Below are 15,880 nucleotides of genomic sequence, written 5' to 3' on the forward strand. Positions count from 1 at the left end.
TCACTCCCCGCCGTACGGATACCGCGCCGTCGCCCCGCACTCGGTACAGCGGACGACCACGCGCCCGGGCCGCGTCCGGACGCGACTCGTCTTGCCGGGCCGGAGGTAGACGGCGCAGTCGTCGCAGGCGCGCCTGGAGAGTTCCGCGGGGATCCCGCAGCGGTTGCGCTCGGCGATCCGGCGGGCGCGGGCGACGTACCCGCGGGCGCGGCCGTACTCGTCGTCGACGACCGCCTCGCGGGCGAGCGCGAACAGCCGCTCGATCCGCTCCGCCGGGATACCCATGGCCGTGACGGCGGGCGCGTCGGCAAAAGGGGTTGTTATCCGACGCGACCGCGACCCGCACGCTTTTTTATCGGTCCCACCCAACCGAGCGGTATGAAGGAATCCCTGATGGACGTGATCTGCTGTCCGCTCGACAAGTCGACCCTCGAACTCGACGTCGACGACGAGGCGGACGACGGAGAGGTCCTCGCCGGGACGCTCACCTGTACGGAGTGCGGCGAGACGTACCCCATCGAGGACGGGATCCCGAACCTCCTGCCGCCGGACATGCGCGAAGAGGCGGCGGCGTAAACGCCGCCGCGCTGTTCGGCCGGCGAGGATCGACCGACCGCCCGGCGGCGACGTCGCTCCGGGAAACCCCTCGCCCGTGTGAATCTTTTTTTAGGACGGGGTCGTGGTCTCCACCGTGCCGACACTCGACGTCGAACTGAACGGGGAGGCGGTCCACGACATCGACGCGCCGGACGCGTTCGTCACCGACGGGCCGTTTCCGGTCGTGCTCGAGAACACGGGGCGCTCGACGCACGTCCACCTCCACTTCGACGACGACCTCGACCGGGTGACCGCCGTCGACGAGGTCAACCACTTCGTCGCCGACGAGGGGACCCGCCACGTCCACGTCTCGACGGCCGACGTCGACGAGCGCGTCCGCGGCAAGCTGAAGATCGTCACGGGCTACGGGTCGAACACGAGCTACGTCGACGTGCGGATCGACCCCTCCCCCGACACCCCCGAGGAGCCGGTCGCAGTCGACGAGGCCCTCTCCGCGCCCCCGGAGGGCCCGCCAGACGTGCCGCCCGGGCGCCAGCTGGTGAACGCGCTCGACCGCTTCGTCCGGCGCGGCGGGACCGCGGGCGCGGTCTTCGGGTTCCTCGCCGTCGCCGCCGCGGTCACGGTCGCGCTCGCCGTCGACAGCGCCGTCGTGTGGCTCGGGGTGGGGATCGCGCTGATGATCGCGTTCGGCGCGGTGCTGCTCGCGGTGACGTGAGCCGACGCCCGCCCGCCCGGACCCCGTCGTCTCGGTCGGGATCCGCGCGCTTTTAACCGTCCCGGCGGAACGAGACGCCATGAGCTTCGAGAAGGAAGACGAGGTCGTGCTCCACGACAAACACAGCGAGTACGACGGCGAGTCGGGCACGATCACGCAGGTGATGGAGACCATGTTCGGCGACGCGACGTACACGGTCAGCTTCGAGGACGGCCAGGAGACGGGCGTCCCCGAGGACGCGCTCGACGCCGTCGAGAGCGAGGAGTAACGCCGCCCCCACCCGTCCCGCATGCCGAAAGTCCCCTTCCACTACGTCGACCTCCGCGCGTTCTCGTACGCCACGGAGGACGTCAAGCGGGTCGAGCAGTCGCTGCGAACCCTCCTCCCCGAGGACGTCGACCTCGACCGCGTGGAGAACGTGGGGCACCACGGCGACCGGATCGTCGTGCTCTCGGCGCGGGTCGAGACCGCCGACGAGATGCGACACGTGTTAGACCGGCTGTCCGAGCTGGAGGACCTCGACCGCGTCCTCGACGAGCTCGACGAGCGCGTCGACGACAACTGCGCGCTGTTCCTCCGGCTCGACAAGCAGGCGGCCTTCCGCGGCGACGTCCGCCTCGGCCCCGGGATCACCGTCCGCACGAAGGTCGAGGCGTACCCGGCGAAAAAGGAGAAGGCGGTCGCGAACGCCCGCGAGACGCTCTCGCGGCTGGCCGACGACGACGCCTGAGCGACGACTGACCGGTAGCAGCCGCGCGGTCTGGCCGCACTCGCCCGGTCGCGTGCCCCGGCCGCACCCGCGGCGTGACTTTTTCACCCGCCCCGTCGATGTCCCGTCATGAGCGATCCGTTCGTGGTCGTCGGCGCCGACGCGGCGGGGTTGAGCGCGGCCAGCAAGTTCCGTCGCGAAGCGCCGGACCGCGAGGTCGTCGTCTTCGAGAAGGGCCGCTGGATCTCGTACGCCTACTGCGGGATGCCGTACTTCATCGCCCGCTACGTCGACCGGATGTCGGACCTCCTGTCGCTGTCGCCGGACGAAGTCGACGAGCGGGGGATCGACCTCCGGCGCGGTCACGAGGTGGTCGCCGTCGACCCCGACGCGAAGCGCGTCACGGTCGAGACGGCCGAGGGCGACCGGTTCGAACGGGCGTACGGCGACCTGCTCGTCGCCACCGGCGCGCGCGCCGACCCCGGCCCCTTCGACGTGCGCGGTCTCGACGGCGCGTTCACCCTTCACGACATGGACGCCGCGGCCGCCATCGACGCGTACGTCGCGGAGCCGGACGCCTACGACCCCGACCGCGCCGACGTGAGCGCGGTCGACCGCGACCGCGTCGAGCGCAACGCGGCGATGCCGGCCCCCGAGACCGCCGCAGTCGTCGGCGGCGGGTACGTCGGCGTCGAGGTCGCCGAGGCGCTCGCGGAGCGCGGGCTCGACGTCCGCGTCTTCCACCGGTCCGGGCACCTCCTCTCGCCGTTCGGCGAGGCGGTCGGGAACCGCGTCGAGGACGCGCTCGAAGCCGAGGGCGTCACCGTTCACACCGACGCCCCGGTCGAGGCGCTCGTCGGCGACGACCGGATCGAGGCGATCGAGGTCGGCGGCGACCGCGTCCCGGTCGACATGGCGGTCGTCGGGGTCGGGATCCGACCGAACGCCGACCTGCTCGACGGCACCGGGTTCGACCGCGGGCCGGGCGACGCGATCCGCGTGGACGACCACGGCCGCACCAGCCTCCCGGACGTGTACGCCGCGGGCGACTGCGCGACCGCGCGCCACGCGGTGACCGGCGAGCCCGACTGGACGCCGCTCGGCCTCACCGCGAACCGCGCCGGGCGCGCCATCGGCGCGACGGTCGCGGGCGACCCGACACCGGTCGGCGACATCGCGGGGACCGCCGCGGTGAAGGCGTTCGACGCGGAGGCCGCCCGCGTCGGGATCCTCGACCCGGACGCCGCCGAGGCGGCCGGGTTCGACCCGGTCCGCGAGACGGTGACCGCGGGGTCGCGCTCCGGCTACTACCCCGGCGCGGCCGAGACCGACGTGACGCTCGTCGCCGACCGCGACACGGGCCGCCTCCTCGGCGGGAGCATCGTCGGCACCGACCGCGCGGCGATCCGGATCGACACGCTCGCGACCGCGATCGAGGCGGACATGACCGTGCCCGAGGTGGAGCGACTGGACCTCGCGTACGCGCCGCCGTTCAGCCCGGTGTGGGACCCGATCCTGGTCGCGGCGAAGGTGCTGAACGGGAAACTAGACGGCTGAGCGGCGACGGAGCCCTCACCGGGAGGCGTGAAATCACTCCCGTATCCGACCGACGAGGAACCCGACCACCGCCGCCGCGAAGCCGACGGCGACGGCGACCGCGGCGGCGAGCGCGAGGGGCGCGGTGACGGTCGCGAGGGGAGGGCCGCCGGGTCCGCCCGGGAGCGCGTACGGCGCCGGGCCGAGCGCTCGGAGCAGCGTGCCCGCGAAGGGGCCGTACGCGAGCAGGGCCGTCGGGAGGGCGCCGCCGCCGGTCGCGGCGAAGGCGACAGCTCCAACCGCGGCGACCGCGGCGAGTCCGCCCGCCGTCGCCGCGGGACCGACGCCCGCCGCGGCGGCGGCGTCGAAGGCGACGTACGTCAGCGCGAGCCCGACCGCGCTCCACACCGTCGCCCGCTCGAAGCCGGTCTCGCCGAGGGCGATCCGGAGCAGCGCCGCGCGCCGGGACGCGGCCGCGCTCCCCTCGGTCGCGCTCGCGTCCGTCATTCCGGTCGGGTCGCGCCCCGCCCCTCCCGGTCGGGGGTGAGGTTGCCGTGTTCGTCGATCTCGCCCGCGACGATCCGCGTCGAGGAGATCCGCTCGCCGTCCTCGGCCGCCACGTGGTCGACGACGACTAGGTCGAGCGGGTCGCGGCCGTGCTCGGCGCGGATCTCGTTTATCCGCTCGCCGCCGCCCTTCGTCTCGGGCGAGACGATCAGCGCGTCGAACTCCGGTTCGACCGCGATGCCGGTCGGCTCGGTCAGCTCGCGGACCTCGTACTCGCGGTCGTGCGCCTCCGCTAAGGGCGCCAGCTCCGCCTCCAGGTCGCGCTCGCGTCGGTCGTAGGGGCGGACGTAGCGCTCGACGTGCCGGGTCTTCGGCGCGAGCTCGTCGGAGGTGAGCCCGACGGTGACGTCACCCAGCTCGAACGCCCGTTCGAACAGCTTCCGGTGGCCGTCGTGAACGGGATCGAACGTACCCCCAAGCGCGACGTTCATGCCTCTCCGTTGCGCGGGTCGAACTTAAAACGTCCCGAACCGCGACCGTCGCCGTCGCTCAGTTCGTGGGCTCGGCCTCGTCGCCACCGCTCGCGTCGACCGCGTCCTCGTCCGCGCTCGTCGCGTCGCCCTCCGCGTCGACGTCTCCGTGGCTCTCCGCGCCCTCTCCCTCGCCCTGCCCGTCGACGGATATCTGGACTGGCTCGGTGTCGCCGTCGGGCGACTCGCCGCCGAGCCGCCGGTCGAGGTTGAAGACGGCGTTCAGCTCCGCCTGGACGTCACCGACGACGCCGCGGACCAGGTCGCTCGGCGCGATGGCCTCGTACTCGTAGGGGTTGTTGCCCGCGCCCTCGGCCTTCCGCTTGTCGCGCTCGACGGTGCCCTCGTCGTGGAGCTCGGCGAGCGCCTCGCGGACGGTGCTGGGGTACAGCCCGGTCCCGTCGGCGACCTCGTCGCTGGTGCTGTGGGGGTTGTCCCGGAGGTAGACGTAAATGCGGGCGCGGGTCTCCGTGTCGAGCAGCCACGCGAGCAGGTCGACGACGTTGTCGTCGAACCCCTTCACCGCCCGGTCGGCGCCCTCGCCGAGCCGCTCTCTCGTCTTCCGAAGCTCCTCGCGGGTCCGCTCTGTCGGCGACTCCTCGGGGTCGTCTCCCGGCTCCGACGGTGAATCGTCCGTGGTCATGGCGGAAAGTGGGGGCTACGCGGGCAAAAGGGTTTCTCGTCGCTTTCGTTCCGACGAAACGTCGGCGGGAGACGCGTCGGCCGGGCTCGCCGTCCGGCGGGCTTGTCTTCCGGCGGGCTCGTCGCCCGGTCGCGGTACTGAGCCCCGCCGCGGCGTTCAGGCGTTCAGGACGAGGTCCTCGCGCAGCGCGTCCGCGCCGGACTCCTCGCGGAGCCGTCGCTGGCGCGCCGCGCCGCTCTCCGCCTCGTACACCTCGCGGATCCCCGAGACCCCGAGCCGGTCGCACTCGGCGTCGACGACCTCGCCGAGCGGCGTCGTCCCCTCGCCGTCGCGGTCGACGAACGCGGCGTCGTGCCCGCGGCGGATCGCGCGCCACTTGTTCTCGTCCAAGAGCTCGCGGCGCAGCGAGGGGACCGACTCGCCGTCCTCGTATCGCTCGGCGTAGTCGACGACCAGCGCGCGGACGTACTCGGCGAGCGCGAGCGTCACGTCGGGGTCGCGCTGCGCGTCGGGCGCGCGCACCTCCACGGTGCCGTGGCCGGTGTGGGGGCGCACGTCGAACCACAGCTCGCCGCGGTCGGCGATGGAGTCGGTCTCGACCATCCGGCGCTCGTACCGCTGGAAGGCGTCGAAGTCCTCGAACGCCGAGGGGATGCCGGTGTTCGGGAGGTTCTCGAACACCTTCGCGCGGGCAGACGCGAGCCCGGTGTCGAACCCGTTCCAGAACGGGGAGTTCGCCGACAGCGCGAGCAGCACCGAGCAGTGCCACCGCAGTCGGTTCGCGACCCACACGGCCTTGTCCGCGTCGTCGACGCCGACGTGGACGTGGAGCCCCGCGGTCGTGTTGCGGTGTTGCGGGTACTGGATCCGGTCCAGCTGCGCCTGGTACCGCGGTTTCTGGACGTGGTCGAGCTCGCGCCACTTCGCCGCCGGGTGGAGGCCGGCGGCCGCGATCCGATACCCGTCGGCGGCGGCGTGGTCGACGAGCGCCTCGCGGACCGTCGCGAGCGCGGTGGCGGGGTCGTCGCCGCCCTCGATCAGCTCCGTCTGCGCCTCGATCGTACACTCGAACAGCTCGTGCTCGAATCCCTCCGGCACGGCCGCCGGCGGGTCGCGGCCGTACACGAGGTCGTCGGTCCCGGACGTCGGGCGGCCCTCGGCGTCGACGATGTAGAACTCCTCCTCGATGCCGAGCGTCCCCATCCGGGAGAACGCGTCCCGCGAACCGAGTTCCATTACCGCTCCGTATCGGTCGCTCGGTCTTATAAGGATTGGAACCCGAAACGGAGCGGTCCCCCCGCGAGTCGGAGGGTGCGTGATGCGCGGCGAGCGGAATCCGGCGACGGGAGACAGCTCTCTGTCTGAGACGGACCGCCGGGTTCCGCGTACTACCCGTTCGAGTCCCGTTCAGGCTAGAGTACGTGTCAACCGTCACGAGAGGTCCAACGCCGATATCAGCGAGAAACAACGATATCAGAAGAAATAGGCAGTGCTCTCAGTAGTATATTAATTATTAATTACGAATTCCGCGAGACAAAGAGGATTTACACGCGAAGTCGTAACGAATCGGCCAATACGTGACTCTGCGATCGAACCAGATCAGCGACGGATTCTGGCGGCCTCACACCGGACGGAGTGGTTCGTTCGGGTCCCGATCCGCTCGCCGGTTACCGGCGACGTCGCACCGCTCGCCTTCGACCACCCTCGCCCGGACGACACCGCACTGACACACTGCTTCCGATGAGCGCAACCCGATCCCAACGTCTACAGAAGTCGTTCCTGAAGTATCAGCACATATTCGTCTTCGCGGCGCCGGCGGTGTTCGTGACCGTAGTCCTGTTCGCCGCCCCGACCGGCGGAAGCGGCGGGATGGACTACTGGCTGGAGTACTGGTGGCTGTTCCCGTTCTTCCTGCTGGGGGCGACGACGGTCAACACGGTCGGGATCAGCGGTTCGGCGCTGTTCGTACCGTTTCTGATCTTCATCTTCCCGGTGTTGGCCGGAGAGACGCTCACGCCGGAGACGCTCGTGAAGGTGGGACTGATCAGCGAGTCCTTCGGCCTCTCGGCGTCGTCGATCGCGTTCATCCAGTACGGCCTAGTCGACCGACGACTCGCGCTGACCATCGTCGCCGGAAGCGTCCCGTTCGTCATCGCCGGGGCGCTGCTGTCCTTCTTCATTCCGGAGCCGCTGTTTCACGCGGCCCTCGGCGCGGCGCTGCTTGTCGCCGGCTACCTGATGCTCAAGGCCGACATCGGCCACGACGGGCCGGACGAGACAGACGACGCCGTGGCGACCGACGGCGGTCCGGCGGCGGAGTTCCCCGATGACGACGGGAAGCTCGGCCCCGCGGGCGTCGACGCGACCGAGGGGGGGAAAGTCACCCGGGTCGACCGCGAGGGCGACACGTACGAGTACTCCTGGTCGGGGTACCTCGAACGGTTCACCAACTACAGCGTCGGCGGGACGTTTCAGGGGCTAGCCGGCTTCGGGAGCGGTGAACTTGGGATCATCTCCCAACTGCGGACCGGTGTTCCCACCCGCGTCGCCATCGGGACTAACCACATCATCGTCGCGACGACGGCGATCCTCGCCTCGCTCGTCCACGTCTTCGGCGGGACGATCCTCGGCGCGTTCGGCGTCGGCGGGGTCCACTCGCTGAGCCTCGCATCGACGCCGTGGAACATGGTCGTGTTCACGGTCCCCGCGACGGTCACCGGCGGACAGATCGCTCCGTACGTTTCGAACGCGCTCGATACCGGAACCATCCAGAAAGGGGTCGCCGCCCTCTTCGCTACCATCTCGGCCGCGCTCTTCCTGATGGCCGGCGGAGTCGGGATCTGATACGGTCAGACACGCAACACGAACACATGTACGACCATCTGCTCTTGCCGACCGACGGAAGCGACGGGACGTCGACGGTCGCCGAACACATCGGTTCGCTCGCCCGGCGGTACGACGCGACGGTCCACGTGCTGTCGGTCGTCGACACGCGGAACCGATTCGAAGGCCCGAGCATGGGGCTGGGAACCGAGACCTGGGAAGACGCCGAGCGCGAACGCGCCGAGCAGGCGGTCGACGACGCCGCCGGCGTCCTCCCGGACGACGTCGCCGTCGAGCGCCACGTCGAGTCGGGCGTCCCTCACGCCGAAATTCTCGACTACGCGGACACGGCCGACGTCGATGTCATCGTGATGGGGACCCACGGCAGAACGGGGATCGACCACTACCTGATCGGCTCCATCGCGGAGCGGGTCGTCCGGCGGTCGCCGGTCCCGGTCCTGACGGTCCGCATCGCCGACGAGTGAGACTCCGCGCCGCGGTCACGACCACCGACGAACCGCTGATAACTCGGACACGAAAACCGAACTCGATCGCACCGGGCGCTGATTCGTCGAAGACGAGCCGGCGATGCGCGGTCGCACGTCGCTGCTCCGACACCTCCCGCGTCGCAGACCCGATTCAGCCGAGGACGTACCGGAGCGCCGGGACCCTCTCGACGAGCGCCTGCCCGCCGACCTGAATCTGCTCGATGTAGGCGTCGAGGCCGAGGACGCGGCCCGCGCCGAACGCGGCGACGGTGAGGAACACCATCGCGTACACCAGCGTCGAGTCGAACAGGGCGAGGAAGTCGCCGCTCCACCCGCCGAGGTAGAACAGCGTCATCTGCATCGCCCCGCCCAGCGCGGCCAGGCGGACGAACGCGCCGAGGATCAGCGCCGCGCCGATCAGCAGCTGCGTCGCGGGCACGAACACGTTCGCGAACTCGACGAACCACGGCGTCGACCCCATCGCGGCGTACAGGCCGCTGACCGGGCTCGCCGCGTCGGGCGCGTGGACGAGGTACCCGCTGGCGTCGAACGCCTCCCCCGTCACCTTCCCGAGGCCCGCGAACAGGATCATCCCGCCGATGGTCGCCCGGAGCAGGACGATGAACAGCGCCGACAGCGAGTGCGCCTTCCCCAACAGCGTGATTCCGCCGAACTCGCCGCCGAACTCGTTTGTGGATTTGGTGGACATTGTGTCTCTCCTCACTTGCGAATACACCGGTTGCGTATATAAATCGAAAAGCGAGTTCCCCCTCGGCGAGACGAATCCCGCCGCGACCCCTCATCCGCCGGGTCTTTAAATACTACACCCGAACGTCATCGGATCAGGCCGGTTCTCCGGGCTCACCACGCCTCGCCGCTTGCGAGGTCGACCTCGGCGTCCCCCTTCTCCGAGGGACAGACGTCCGCGAGCACGCAGTCGGCGCATTCGGGGTTGATCGCGGTACACGTCGCGCGGCCGTGGTCGATCATGAGGTGCGTGAACTGCTGCCAGTCGCTCTCGGGGACGACGTCCAGCAAGTCCTGTTCGATCGCTTCGGGGCGCTCCTCTTCCGTGATCCCGAGCCGCCGGGTGAGCCGCTGGACGTGGGTGTCGACGACGATCCCCTCGACCACGTCGTGGCCGTGCTGGAGGACGACGTTCGCGGTCTTGCGACCGACGCCCGCGAGGTCCGTCAGCTCGGACATCGTGTCCGGCACCTCGCCGTCGTGCTCGTCCGCGATGTCCGCGCACGCGGAGCGGATGTACTTCGCCTTGTTGTTGTAGTAGGTGATCGAGTCGATCGCATCGGCCATCTCCTCTTGGGGCGCGTTCGCGTACTCCTCGGGCGTCTCGTACGTCTCGAACAGGTCGGCGCACACCTTGTTCACGCGCTCGTCCGTACACTGCGCGGAGAGGATCACCGCGATGAGCAGCTCCAGCCGGTTGGAGTAGTTGAGCGAGATGGTCGAGTCGGGGTACTCCTCGTACAGCCGGTCTAAGACCTCGGCGACCTGCTCCGCACGCGGATCGAGTGGCGTTCCCATACCCGTTTCTCCGTCCGGGCGACATTGAACGATCCGACTGCGACCCCCTCGTCGGGGTCCGGCGGCGCTCGACCGCTCGGCCGCGAGCCGAATTACCCGAGAGAAGCGGTCGCTGCGCCGCACGAACTGACCGGCTGTCACGAACTCCGACCGAAGTGGACGACTGCGCCGGTGGCGGCGGCGGCGACGAAACAGCCGAACCCGTAGATGAACGCGATCGAGAAGAACGGTCCCAACCCCTGCGTCAGCACCGCCGGGTTTCCCGCGTCGATCGCGAGGCGGACGCCGCTACCGAGCCCGAAGACCGCCGCGAACACGACGGCGGTGAGCACGCCGGCCTTCGCGCTGTCGCGTATCGACCCCGCGAGATCGGCGCTCCCCGAGCCGACGGCACCGCCCGCCGCCGCTCCCCCGAGGGCCCACCCGTCCGGACCGATGAGGACTCCGCCGACCAGTCCGACGGCCGAACCGACGACGACGCCCACGGCGACAGATTTGGTAAGAAATCGCATGCCGGGACGTGCGGCCTCCGTTTCTTATATCCCAGTGACGGGTCCGACTCGGGAGTGGCAAGTAGCCTCGCTTGCGGCACACGAGTCAGCTACGGCGACGGTCTCCGAACGAGGCCTGCCATCCGTCGAGAACGTCGACGGAGCCACCGAGTAGTAAGACAGTTACCACGCGGCGCGCTGGTGAGCGTATGGACGTACTCGACGTCGCGGCGCGCGCGACCGAGACCGGACCGGTCTGCGACGCCTGCCTCGGCCGGCTCGTCGCCGACCGGAGCTTCGGGCTGTCGAACGCCGACCGCGGCTCGGCGCTCCGGGTGTCGCTCGCGCTGCGCGACGACGAGGACCACGAGCCGGTCGACACCGCGGACTGCTGGGTGTGCGAGGGGCGCTGCGCCGACTTCGACGAGTGGGCGGAGCGCGCCGCCGAGGCGGTCGAAGGAGTCGAGTTCGCCACGTACAACGTCGGCACGCGCCCGCCGCCGCTGATCGAGGAGAACGAGGCGCTGCTCCGCGCGGACGCCGGCCTCGACGAGGGCGCGGGCGAGCCGTTCAAGTCGGAGTTCAACCGCGAGGTCGGCAAGCGGTTCGGGCGGCTCACGGGCGCGGAGGTCTCCTTCGACCGCCCCGACGTCCAGTTCACGATCGACCTGGCCGAAGACGAGGTCGACGCGAAGGTGAACTCCACGTTCGTCTACGGCCGGTACAGGAAGCTGGAGCGCGACATCCCGCAGACCGAGTGGCCCTGCCGGGAGTGTAAGGGCTCCGGGCGGCAGGGGGCCGACCCCTGCGACCACTGCGGCGGCTCCGGCTACCTCTACGACGACAGCGTCGAGGAGTACACCGCGCCGGTCGTCGAGGACGTGATGGACGGGACGGAGGCGACGTTCCACGGCGCGGGCCGCGAGGACGTCGACGCGCTCATGCTCGGCACCGGCCGCCCGTTCGTGGTCGAGGTCGAGGAGCCGCGCCGCCGCCGGGTCGACACCGACCGCCTCCAGGCGGACATCAACGCCTTCGCCGACGGCGCGGTCGAGGTCGAGGGGCTCCGGCTCGCCACCTACGAGATGGTCGAACGCGTGAAGGGCCACGACGCGGCCAAGCGCTACCGTGCCGCGGTGACGTTCGACGCCGACGTCGACGCCGATGCCCTCGCGGACGCGGTCGCCGCGCTGGAGGGGGCGACCGTCGAGCAGTACACGCCGAACCGCGTCGACCACCGCCGCGCGAGCATGACCCGCGAGCGCGACGTGTACGAGGCGACCGGCGAACTCGACGACCCGCGTCACGCGACCGTCGAGATCCGCGGCGAGGGCGGCCTCTACATCAAGGAGCTGATCTCCGGCGACGAGGGGCGGACCGAGCCGAGCCTCGCGGGACTCCTCGGCGTCGGGGCCGAGGTGACCGCGCTCGACGTCCTCGCGGTGGAGGGCGAGGCGGAGCCGTTCGAGCGCGACGAGTTCTTCCGGGAGTGACGCCGCGCGGGCTCTCTGCCGGGGGCTCACCGCGCCGGACTAGCCCGGGCAAGGACGCGGAACCAACGGGATTTATCTGACAAGCGTCAGACGTTCAACCATGGATGGGAGCGACGTAGACGGTGGAAGCCCCCGAGAGGGCGGTACCCGAAACGGCGGCGCGCGCGGCGAGTCGGGCGGCGCGACTACCGCCGGTCGGGCGGGATCGCCCGCCGTCGGCGACCCCGTCGTCCGGCCCGCGGTCGACGACGCGAGCGAGGTCCCGGCCGCCGCCGACGTGTCGCTGAACGGCGCCGACCGCGCGGAGCGACCCGACCGGGTCTCGTCGGTCCTCGTCGCCGTCGGCCCCGGGCCGCACTCCGGGGCCACCGTCGACGTCGCGCGGGAGATCGCGGCGGCGACCGACGCCTGGCTCGAACTGTTCCACGTCGTCCCCTCGGACGCGGCGCTCGCCGACGCGGCGCCCGACGACGACGCCTCCGGGACCGTCGCCCCCGCCGACGCCGCCGACACCGACTACGCCGCGGCCGGGGAGCGGCTCCTCGGCGCGGCCGAGGACCGGCTCGGCGAGTTCGACCGCGCCGACCGGTGGCTCGTCGAGGACCGGACCGCCGCCGGGGCGATCGTCGAGCAGTCGGCGTACTACGACCTCGTCGTCGTGGGCGCGCCGACGACGGGGACCGTCGGCCGCTTCGTCTTCGGATCGACGACCGACACGGTGATCGGCGACGCCGAGGTCCCCGTCGTCGTCGTCGAGGCCGACGGGTCGACCGCGCTCGACGCGGCGTAGGGCGGGTCGCCCCCCCATCGCTCTCCCTTCCGCTCCCGTACCGCCCCGGTTCGACTCTGTTTGCCTCCCGTCCGACCCTGTTCCGGCCGCGTTCTCGTCGTTCGCTACCGTTCCACACCTCGGCGACAGCGTTAAAACAGTGTACACACTTGTACATCACAACGCGGAATACTACATCGGTGGACACAATGAATCTCAACGACACGGTCGAGCGCGTGACGGACGGGGAAGATCTGACCGTAGCGGAGGCGCGCGAGGCCGCGCGGCTCGTCTTCGAGGACGCGACCGAGGCCCAGATCGGGGCGCTGCTCGCCGCGCTCCGCGCGAAGGGCGAGACCGAGGCCGAGATAGCCGGCTTCGCGCAGGGGATGCGCGACGCGGCGCGGACGATCGAGCCCGACCGGGAGCCGCTCGTCGACACCTGCGGTACCGGCGGCGACGACTACGACACGATCAACGTGTCGACGACCGCCGCCGTCGTCGCCGCGGGCGCGGGCGTGCCGATCGCCAAGCACGGCAACTACTCGGTCTCCTCCTCCTCCGGGAGCGCGGACGTGCTGGAGGTCGCGGGGGCCGACGTCGAGGCCGAGCCGCCGGCCGTCGAGGACGCGATCGAGCGCGACGGGATCGGCTTCATGCTCGCGCCCGTCTTCCACCCGGCGATGAAGGCCGTCATCGGCCCGCGCAAGGAGCTCGGGATGCGGACCATCTTCAACGTCCTCGGCCCGCTCACCAACCCCGCCGGCGCGGACGCGCAGGTGCTCGGCGTGTACGACCCCGACCTCGTGCCCGTCATCGCGCGGTCGCTGGCGCACATGCCCGTCGAGCGCGCGCTCGTCGTCCACGGCGCGGGCATGGACGAGATCGGGATCCACGACGAGACGGTCGCGGCGGAGGTCGACGGCGAGGACGTGACGGAGTTCACTATCTCGCCCGCGAATCTCGGCCTCGATCGCGCGCCGATCGAGGCGGTCGCGGGCGGCACGCCCGAGGAGAACGCCGCGGACCTGCGCGGGATCGTCGACGGCTCCGTGACGGGCCCGAAGCGCGACCTCATCCTGGCGAACGCGGGCGCCGCCATCTACGTCGCCGGCGAGGCCGACACGCTCGCGGCCGGCGTCGAGCGCGCGGCCGAGGCGATCGACTCCGGCGCGGCCGCCGAGAAGTTCGCGGCGCTCTGCGGCGACGGCGCCCCCGCGGAGGGGCCGGAGGCGGCGACCGCGGAGGACGACGACTGATGGCGCGGGTGAAGATCTGCGGGATCACCCGGGAGGCCGACCTGCGCGCCGCGGTCGACGCGGGCGCGGACGCGGTCGGCGTGATCTCGGAGGTGCCGGTCGACTCCCCGCGCGAGGTCGACCCGGCCGGGGCGGCGGAGCTGCTCGCCGACGTGCCCGCGTTCGTCACCGCGACGCTCGTGACGATGCCCGACTCCGCCGAGCGCGCGGTCGAGCTGGCCCGCACGACCGCCCCCGACGCGATCCAGCTCCACGGCGAGTGGACCGTCGACGAGCTCCGCTACATCCGGGCGGAGACGGAGCGCAAGGTGCTGCTCACGGTCGGCGCCGACGACCCGGCGCGGGCCGAGGAGTTCGACGGCGCGGTCGACGCCTTCGTCGTCGACTCCACCGACGACTCCGGCGCGGGCGGGACCGGCGAGACGCACGACTGGCGCGCGACCGGCGAGCTCGCCGCCCGCCTCACGACCCCCGTCGTGCTGGCGGGCGGGCTCACGGCCGACAACGTCGCCGAGGCGGTCCGCGTCGCCGACCCCTTCGCGGTCGACGTCGCCTCGGGCGTCGAGATCGAGGGCGGCCGGAAGGACCACAACGCCGTGGCCCGCTTCGTCGCCAACGCGGGCCGGGAGATGGAGCTGCTATGACCGGCGCGGACCCTCCGCTCGACCGCTCGAAGGCAGCGTTCGCCGACCTCGCCGCCGACGCCGAGAAGCCGGTGGTCGTCCGCGCGTCGGCCTCGCTCGACGCCGATGTCACCCCGCTGGGCGCGTACGCGACCCTCGTCGGCGACAGCCCGTACGGGTTCCTCCTGGAGTCCGGCGAGAAGGTCGCCTCCAGCGACCCCGACGGGGCGTTCACGAACGGCGGGAAGGCGGACCGGCACGCCCGCTACTCGTTCGTCGGCTACGACCCGGAGGCAGTCGTCTCCGTCCACCCCGACCGCACCGAGGTGACCGAACTCGGTCCGGCCGCCGAGTTCGTCGGCGACGGGGTCGACGGCGCCGCGCGGACGCGGTCGACCGCGCCCGACCTCGGTCCCGACGCCGGCGACGCGGTCGACCGCGTCCGCGCGGCGTTCCCCGACGTGCGCCTCCGCGGGTTCCCCGACACCGACCGCCAGATCCTCTCGGGCGGGTTCGTCGGCTTCCTCGCGTACGAGGCGGTCTACGACCTCTGGCTGGAGGAGGTCGGCGTCGACCGCCCCGAGACCGAGTTCCCGGACGCCGAGTTCGCGCTCACGACCCGGACCGTCGTCTTCGACGAGCGGGAGGGGAGCGTCGAGCTCGTGTTCACGCCGGTCATCGGCACCGACGACGACCCCGCCGCCGTGTACGACGACCTCGCCGCGGAGGCCGAGCGCGTCGCGACCGAACTGCGCGAGGCCGCGCCGCCCGACCCCGACGGCGTGCGCGTCGGCGAGGAGTCCGCGGACCCGCGCGAGGAGTACGAGGAGGCCGTCCGGACCGCCAAGCGCCACGTCCTCGACGGCGACATCTACCAGGGCGTGATCTCGCGCAGCCGCGAGCTCCGCGGCGAGGTCGACTCGCTCGGGCTGTACGCGGCGCTCCGCGACGTGAACCCCTCGCCGTACATGTACGTGCTGCGCCACGACGACCGGACCGTCGTCGGCGCCAGCCCCGAGACGCTCGTCTCCGTCCAGGGCGACCGCGTCGTCTCGAACCCCATCGCGGGGACCTGCCCGCGCGGGACGAGCCCGGTCGAGGACCGCCGGCTCGCGGGCGAGATGCTCGCCGACGGGAAGGAGCGCGCCGAGCACACGATGCTCGTCGACCTCGCGCGCAACGACGTGCGCC

At 71.4% G+C, this 15,880-nt stretch carries 20 protein-coding genes; 12 read left to right on the top strand and 8 right to left on the bottom strand.

Features of this window, described 5'->3' with window-relative positions; all coding sequences use genetic code 11:
* The gene (locus Q0116_RS09880; RefSeq protein ID WP_297887496.1) at positions 1 to 285 is read right to left on the bottom strand and encodes a ribonuclease P protein component 4; all 285 of its coding nucleotides are present in this window, start codon (positions 283 to 285) and stop codon (positions 1 to 3) included.
* Between the two features lie 93 nt (positions 286 to 378).
* Between Q0116_RS09880 and Q0116_RS09885 the strand changes: the two genes are divergently transcribed.
* The 5 genes from Q0116_RS09885 (at position 379) to Q0116_RS09905 (ending at position 3,539) form a co-directional block, all read left to right on the top strand.
* Entirely contained in the window at positions 379 to 576 is a 198-nt protein-coding gene (locus Q0116_RS09885) for a methytransferase partner Trm112 (RefSeq protein WP_297887499.1), read from the top strand.
* A gap of 115 nt (positions 577 to 691) precedes the next feature.
* Positions 692 to 1,273 carry a hypothetical protein gene (locus Q0116_RS09890; RefSeq protein WP_297887502.1) on the top strand — a complete coding sequence of 194 codons (582 nt, stop codon included), beginning with the start codon at positions 692 to 694 and terminating at the stop codon, positions 1,271 to 1,273.
* A gap of 79 nt (positions 1,274 to 1,352) precedes the next feature.
* Entirely contained in the window at positions 1,353 to 1,541 is a 189-nt protein-coding gene (locus Q0116_RS09895) for a hypothetical protein (protein WP_006113388.1), read from the top strand.
* A gap of 21 nt (positions 1,542 to 1,562) precedes the next feature.
* Entirely contained in the window at positions 1,563 to 2,003 is a 441-nt protein-coding gene (locus Q0116_RS09900) for an RNA-binding protein (RefSeq protein WP_297887512.1), read from the top strand.
* Between the two features lie 108 nt (positions 2,004 to 2,111).
* Positions 2,112 to 3,539, top strand: coding sequence for an FAD-dependent oxidoreductase (locus tag Q0116_RS09905; protein ID WP_297887515.1), 1,428 nt, complete (start codon positions 2,112 to 2,114; stop codon positions 3,537 to 3,539).
* A gap of 33 nt (positions 3,540 to 3,572) precedes the next feature.
* On the opposite strand, the gene Q0116_RS09910 is transcribed toward Q0116_RS09905, so the two are convergent.
* From Q0116_RS09910 to Q0116_RS09925, 4 genes are all read right to left on the bottom strand, one after another.
* Positions 3,573 to 4,025: a hypothetical protein gene (locus Q0116_RS09910; protein ID WP_297887520.1), complete on the bottom strand. Its 453-nt coding sequence runs from the start codon at positions 4,023 to 4,025 to the stop codon at positions 3,573 to 3,575.
* Positions 4,022 to 4,516, bottom strand: coding sequence for a phosphopantetheine adenylyltransferase (locus Q0116_RS09915; protein WP_297887523.1), 495 nt, complete (start codon positions 4,514 to 4,516; stop codon positions 4,022 to 4,024). Before Q0116_RS09915 ends, Q0116_RS09910 begins: the two co-directional genes overlap by 4 nt.
* A gap of 58 nt (positions 4,517 to 4,574) precedes the next feature.
* Complete coding sequence (locus tag Q0116_RS09920) at positions 4,575 to 5,198, bottom strand: winged helix-turn-helix domain-containing protein (protein ID WP_297887525.1); 624 nt, start codon at positions 5,196 to 5,198, stop codon at positions 4,575 to 4,577.
* Between the two features lie 156 nt (positions 5,199 to 5,354).
* Positions 5,355 to 6,434, bottom strand: coding sequence for a glutamate--cysteine ligase (locus tag Q0116_RS09925; RefSeq protein ID WP_297887526.1), 1,080 nt, complete (start codon positions 6,432 to 6,434; stop codon positions 5,355 to 5,357).
* A gap of 504 nt (positions 6,435 to 6,938) precedes the next feature.
* Between Q0116_RS09925 and Q0116_RS09930 the strand changes: the two genes are divergently transcribed.
* Both Q0116_RS09930 and Q0116_RS09935 read left to right on the top strand, forming a co-directional pair.
* Positions 6,939 to 8,042: a sulfite exporter TauE/SafE family protein gene (locus Q0116_RS09930; protein ID WP_297887529.1), complete on the top strand. Its 1,104-nt coding sequence runs from the start codon at positions 6,939 to 6,941 to the stop codon at positions 8,040 to 8,042.
* A 26-nt stretch (positions 8,043 to 8,068) separates the two neighbouring features.
* Positions 8,069 to 8,506: a universal stress protein gene (locus Q0116_RS09935; RefSeq protein ID WP_297887531.1), complete on the top strand. Its 438-nt coding sequence runs from the start codon at positions 8,069 to 8,071 to the stop codon at positions 8,504 to 8,506.
* 154 nt (positions 8,507 to 8,660) lie between these two features.
* Here the strand turns inward: Q0116_RS09935 and Q0116_RS09940 are convergent, their stop codons facing one another.
* The 3 genes from Q0116_RS09940 to Q0116_RS09950 form a co-directional block, all read right to left on the bottom strand.
* Positions 8,661 to 9,218, bottom strand: a complete 558-nt coding sequence (locus tag Q0116_RS09940) for a DoxX family protein (RefSeq protein WP_297887533.1) — start codon at positions 9,216 to 9,218, stop codon at positions 8,661 to 8,663.
* 152 nt (positions 9,219 to 9,370) lie between these two features.
* The gene (gene nth / locus Q0116_RS09945) at positions 9,371 to 10,054 is read right to left on the bottom strand and encodes an endonuclease III (protein ID WP_297887535.1); all 684 of its coding nucleotides are present in this window, start codon (positions 10,052 to 10,054) and stop codon (positions 9,371 to 9,373) included.
* Between the two features lie 137 nt (positions 10,055 to 10,191).
* Entirely contained in the window at positions 10,192 to 10,566 is a 375-nt protein-coding gene (locus tag Q0116_RS09950) for a hypothetical protein (protein WP_297887537.1), read from the bottom strand.
* A gap of 188 nt (positions 10,567 to 10,754) precedes the next feature.
* On the opposite strand from Q0116_RS09950, the gene Q0116_RS09955 reads away from it, so the two are divergent.
* The 5 genes from Q0116_RS09955 to Q0116_RS09975 all read left to right on the top strand — a co-directional run.
* Complete coding sequence (locus Q0116_RS09955) at positions 10,755 to 12,038, top strand: tRNA pseudouridine(54/55) synthase Pus10 (RefSeq protein ID WP_297887539.1); 1,284 nt, start codon at positions 10,755 to 10,757, stop codon at positions 12,036 to 12,038.
* 100 nt (positions 12,039 to 12,138) lie between these two features.
* Positions 12,139 to 12,828: a universal stress protein gene (locus tag Q0116_RS09960; RefSeq protein ID WP_297887542.1), complete on the top strand. Its 690-nt coding sequence runs from the start codon at positions 12,139 to 12,141 to the stop codon at positions 12,826 to 12,828.
* Between the two features lie 188 nt (positions 12,829 to 13,016).
* Positions 13,017 to 14,066, top strand: coding sequence for an anthranilate phosphoribosyltransferase (gene trpD / locus Q0116_RS09965; protein ID WP_297887545.1), 1,050 nt, complete (start codon positions 13,017 to 13,019; stop codon positions 14,064 to 14,066).
* Positions 14,066 to 14,710 (top strand): phosphoribosylanthranilate isomerase, encoded by a 645-nt coding sequence (locus Q0116_RS09970; RefSeq protein WP_297887548.1) that lies wholly within the window; start codon positions 14,066 to 14,068, stop codon positions 14,708 to 14,710. Before trpD ends, Q0116_RS09970 begins: the two co-directional genes overlap by 1 nt.
* A partial coding sequence (locus tag Q0116_RS09975; RefSeq protein ID WP_297887550.1) for a chorismate-binding protein occupies positions 14,707 to 15,880 on the top strand: 1,174 nt, incomplete at its 3' end. The genes Q0116_RS09970 and Q0116_RS09975, both read left to right, overlap by 4 nt.

This window comes from uncultured Halorubrum sp. (assembly GCF_937146585.1).
Classification (GTDB): Archaea; Halobacteriota; Halobacteria; order Halobacteriales; family Haloferacaceae; genus Halorubrum; species Halorubrum miltondacostae.

Coding starts and splice junctions, on each gene's coding strand:
- Q0116_RS09930 (WP_297887529.1), top strand. CDS start 6,939: ATGAGCGCAACCCGATCCCAACGTCTACAGAAGTCGTTCCTGAAGTAT.
- Q0116_RS09960 (WP_297887542.1), top strand. CDS start 12,139: ATGGATGGGAGCGACGTAGACGGTGGAAGCCCCCGAGAGGGCGGTACC.
- Q0116_RS09900 (WP_297887512.1), top strand. CDS start 1,563: ATGCCGAAAGTCCCCTTCCACTACGTCGACCTCCGCGCGTTCTCGTAC.
- Q0116_RS09910 (WP_297887520.1), bottom strand. CDS start 4,025: ATGACGGACGCGAGCGCGACCGAGGGGAGCGCGGCCGCGTCCCGGCGC.
- Q0116_RS09935 (WP_297887531.1), top strand. CDS start 8,069: ATGTACGACCATCTGCTCTTGCCGACCGACGGAAGCGACGGGACGTCG.
- Q0116_RS09915 (WP_297887523.1), bottom strand. CDS start 4,516: ATGAACGTCGCGCTTGGGGGTACGTTCGATCCCGTTCACGACGGCCAC.
- nth (WP_297887535.1), bottom strand. CDS start 10,054: ATGGGAACGCCACTCGATCCGCGTGCGGAGCAGGTCGCCGAGGTCTTA.
- Q0116_RS09905 (WP_297887515.1), top strand. CDS start 2,112: ATGAGCGATCCGTTCGTGGTCGTCGGCGCCGACGCGGCGGGGTTGAGC.
- Q0116_RS09925 (WP_297887526.1), bottom strand. CDS start 6,434: ATGGAACTCGGTTCGCGGGACGCGTTCTCCCGGATGGGGACGCTCGGC.
- Q0116_RS09895 (WP_006113388.1), top strand. CDS start 1,353: ATGAGCTTCGAGAAGGAAGACGAGGTCGTGCTCCACGACAAACACAGC.
- Q0116_RS09950 (WP_297887537.1), bottom strand. CDS start 10,566: ATGCGATTTCTTACCAAATCTGTCGCCGTGGGCGTCGTCGTCGGTTCG.
- Q0116_RS09880 (WP_297887496.1), bottom strand. CDS start 285: ATGGGTATCCCGGCGGAGCGGATCGAGCGGCTGTTCGCGCTCGCCCGC.
- Q0116_RS09955 (WP_297887539.1), top strand. CDS start 10,755: ATGGACGTACTCGACGTCGCGGCGCGCGCGACCGAGACCGGACCGGTC.
- Q0116_RS09885 (WP_297887499.1), top strand. CDS start 379: ATGAAGGAATCCCTGATGGACGTGATCTGCTGTCCGCTCGACAAGTCG.
- trpD (WP_297887545.1), top strand. CDS start 13,017: ATGAATCTCAACGACACGGTCGAGCGCGTGACGGACGGGGAAGATCTG.
- Q0116_RS09940 (WP_297887533.1), bottom strand. CDS start 9,218: ATGTCCACCAAATCCACAAACGAGTTCGGCGGCGAGTTCGGCGGAATC.
- Q0116_RS09920 (WP_297887525.1), bottom strand. CDS start 5,198: ATGACCACGGACGATTCACCGTCGGAGCCGGGAGACGACCCCGAGGAG.
- Q0116_RS09970 (WP_297887548.1), top strand. CDS start 14,066: ATGGCGCGGGTGAAGATCTGCGGGATCACCCGGGAGGCCGACCTGCGC.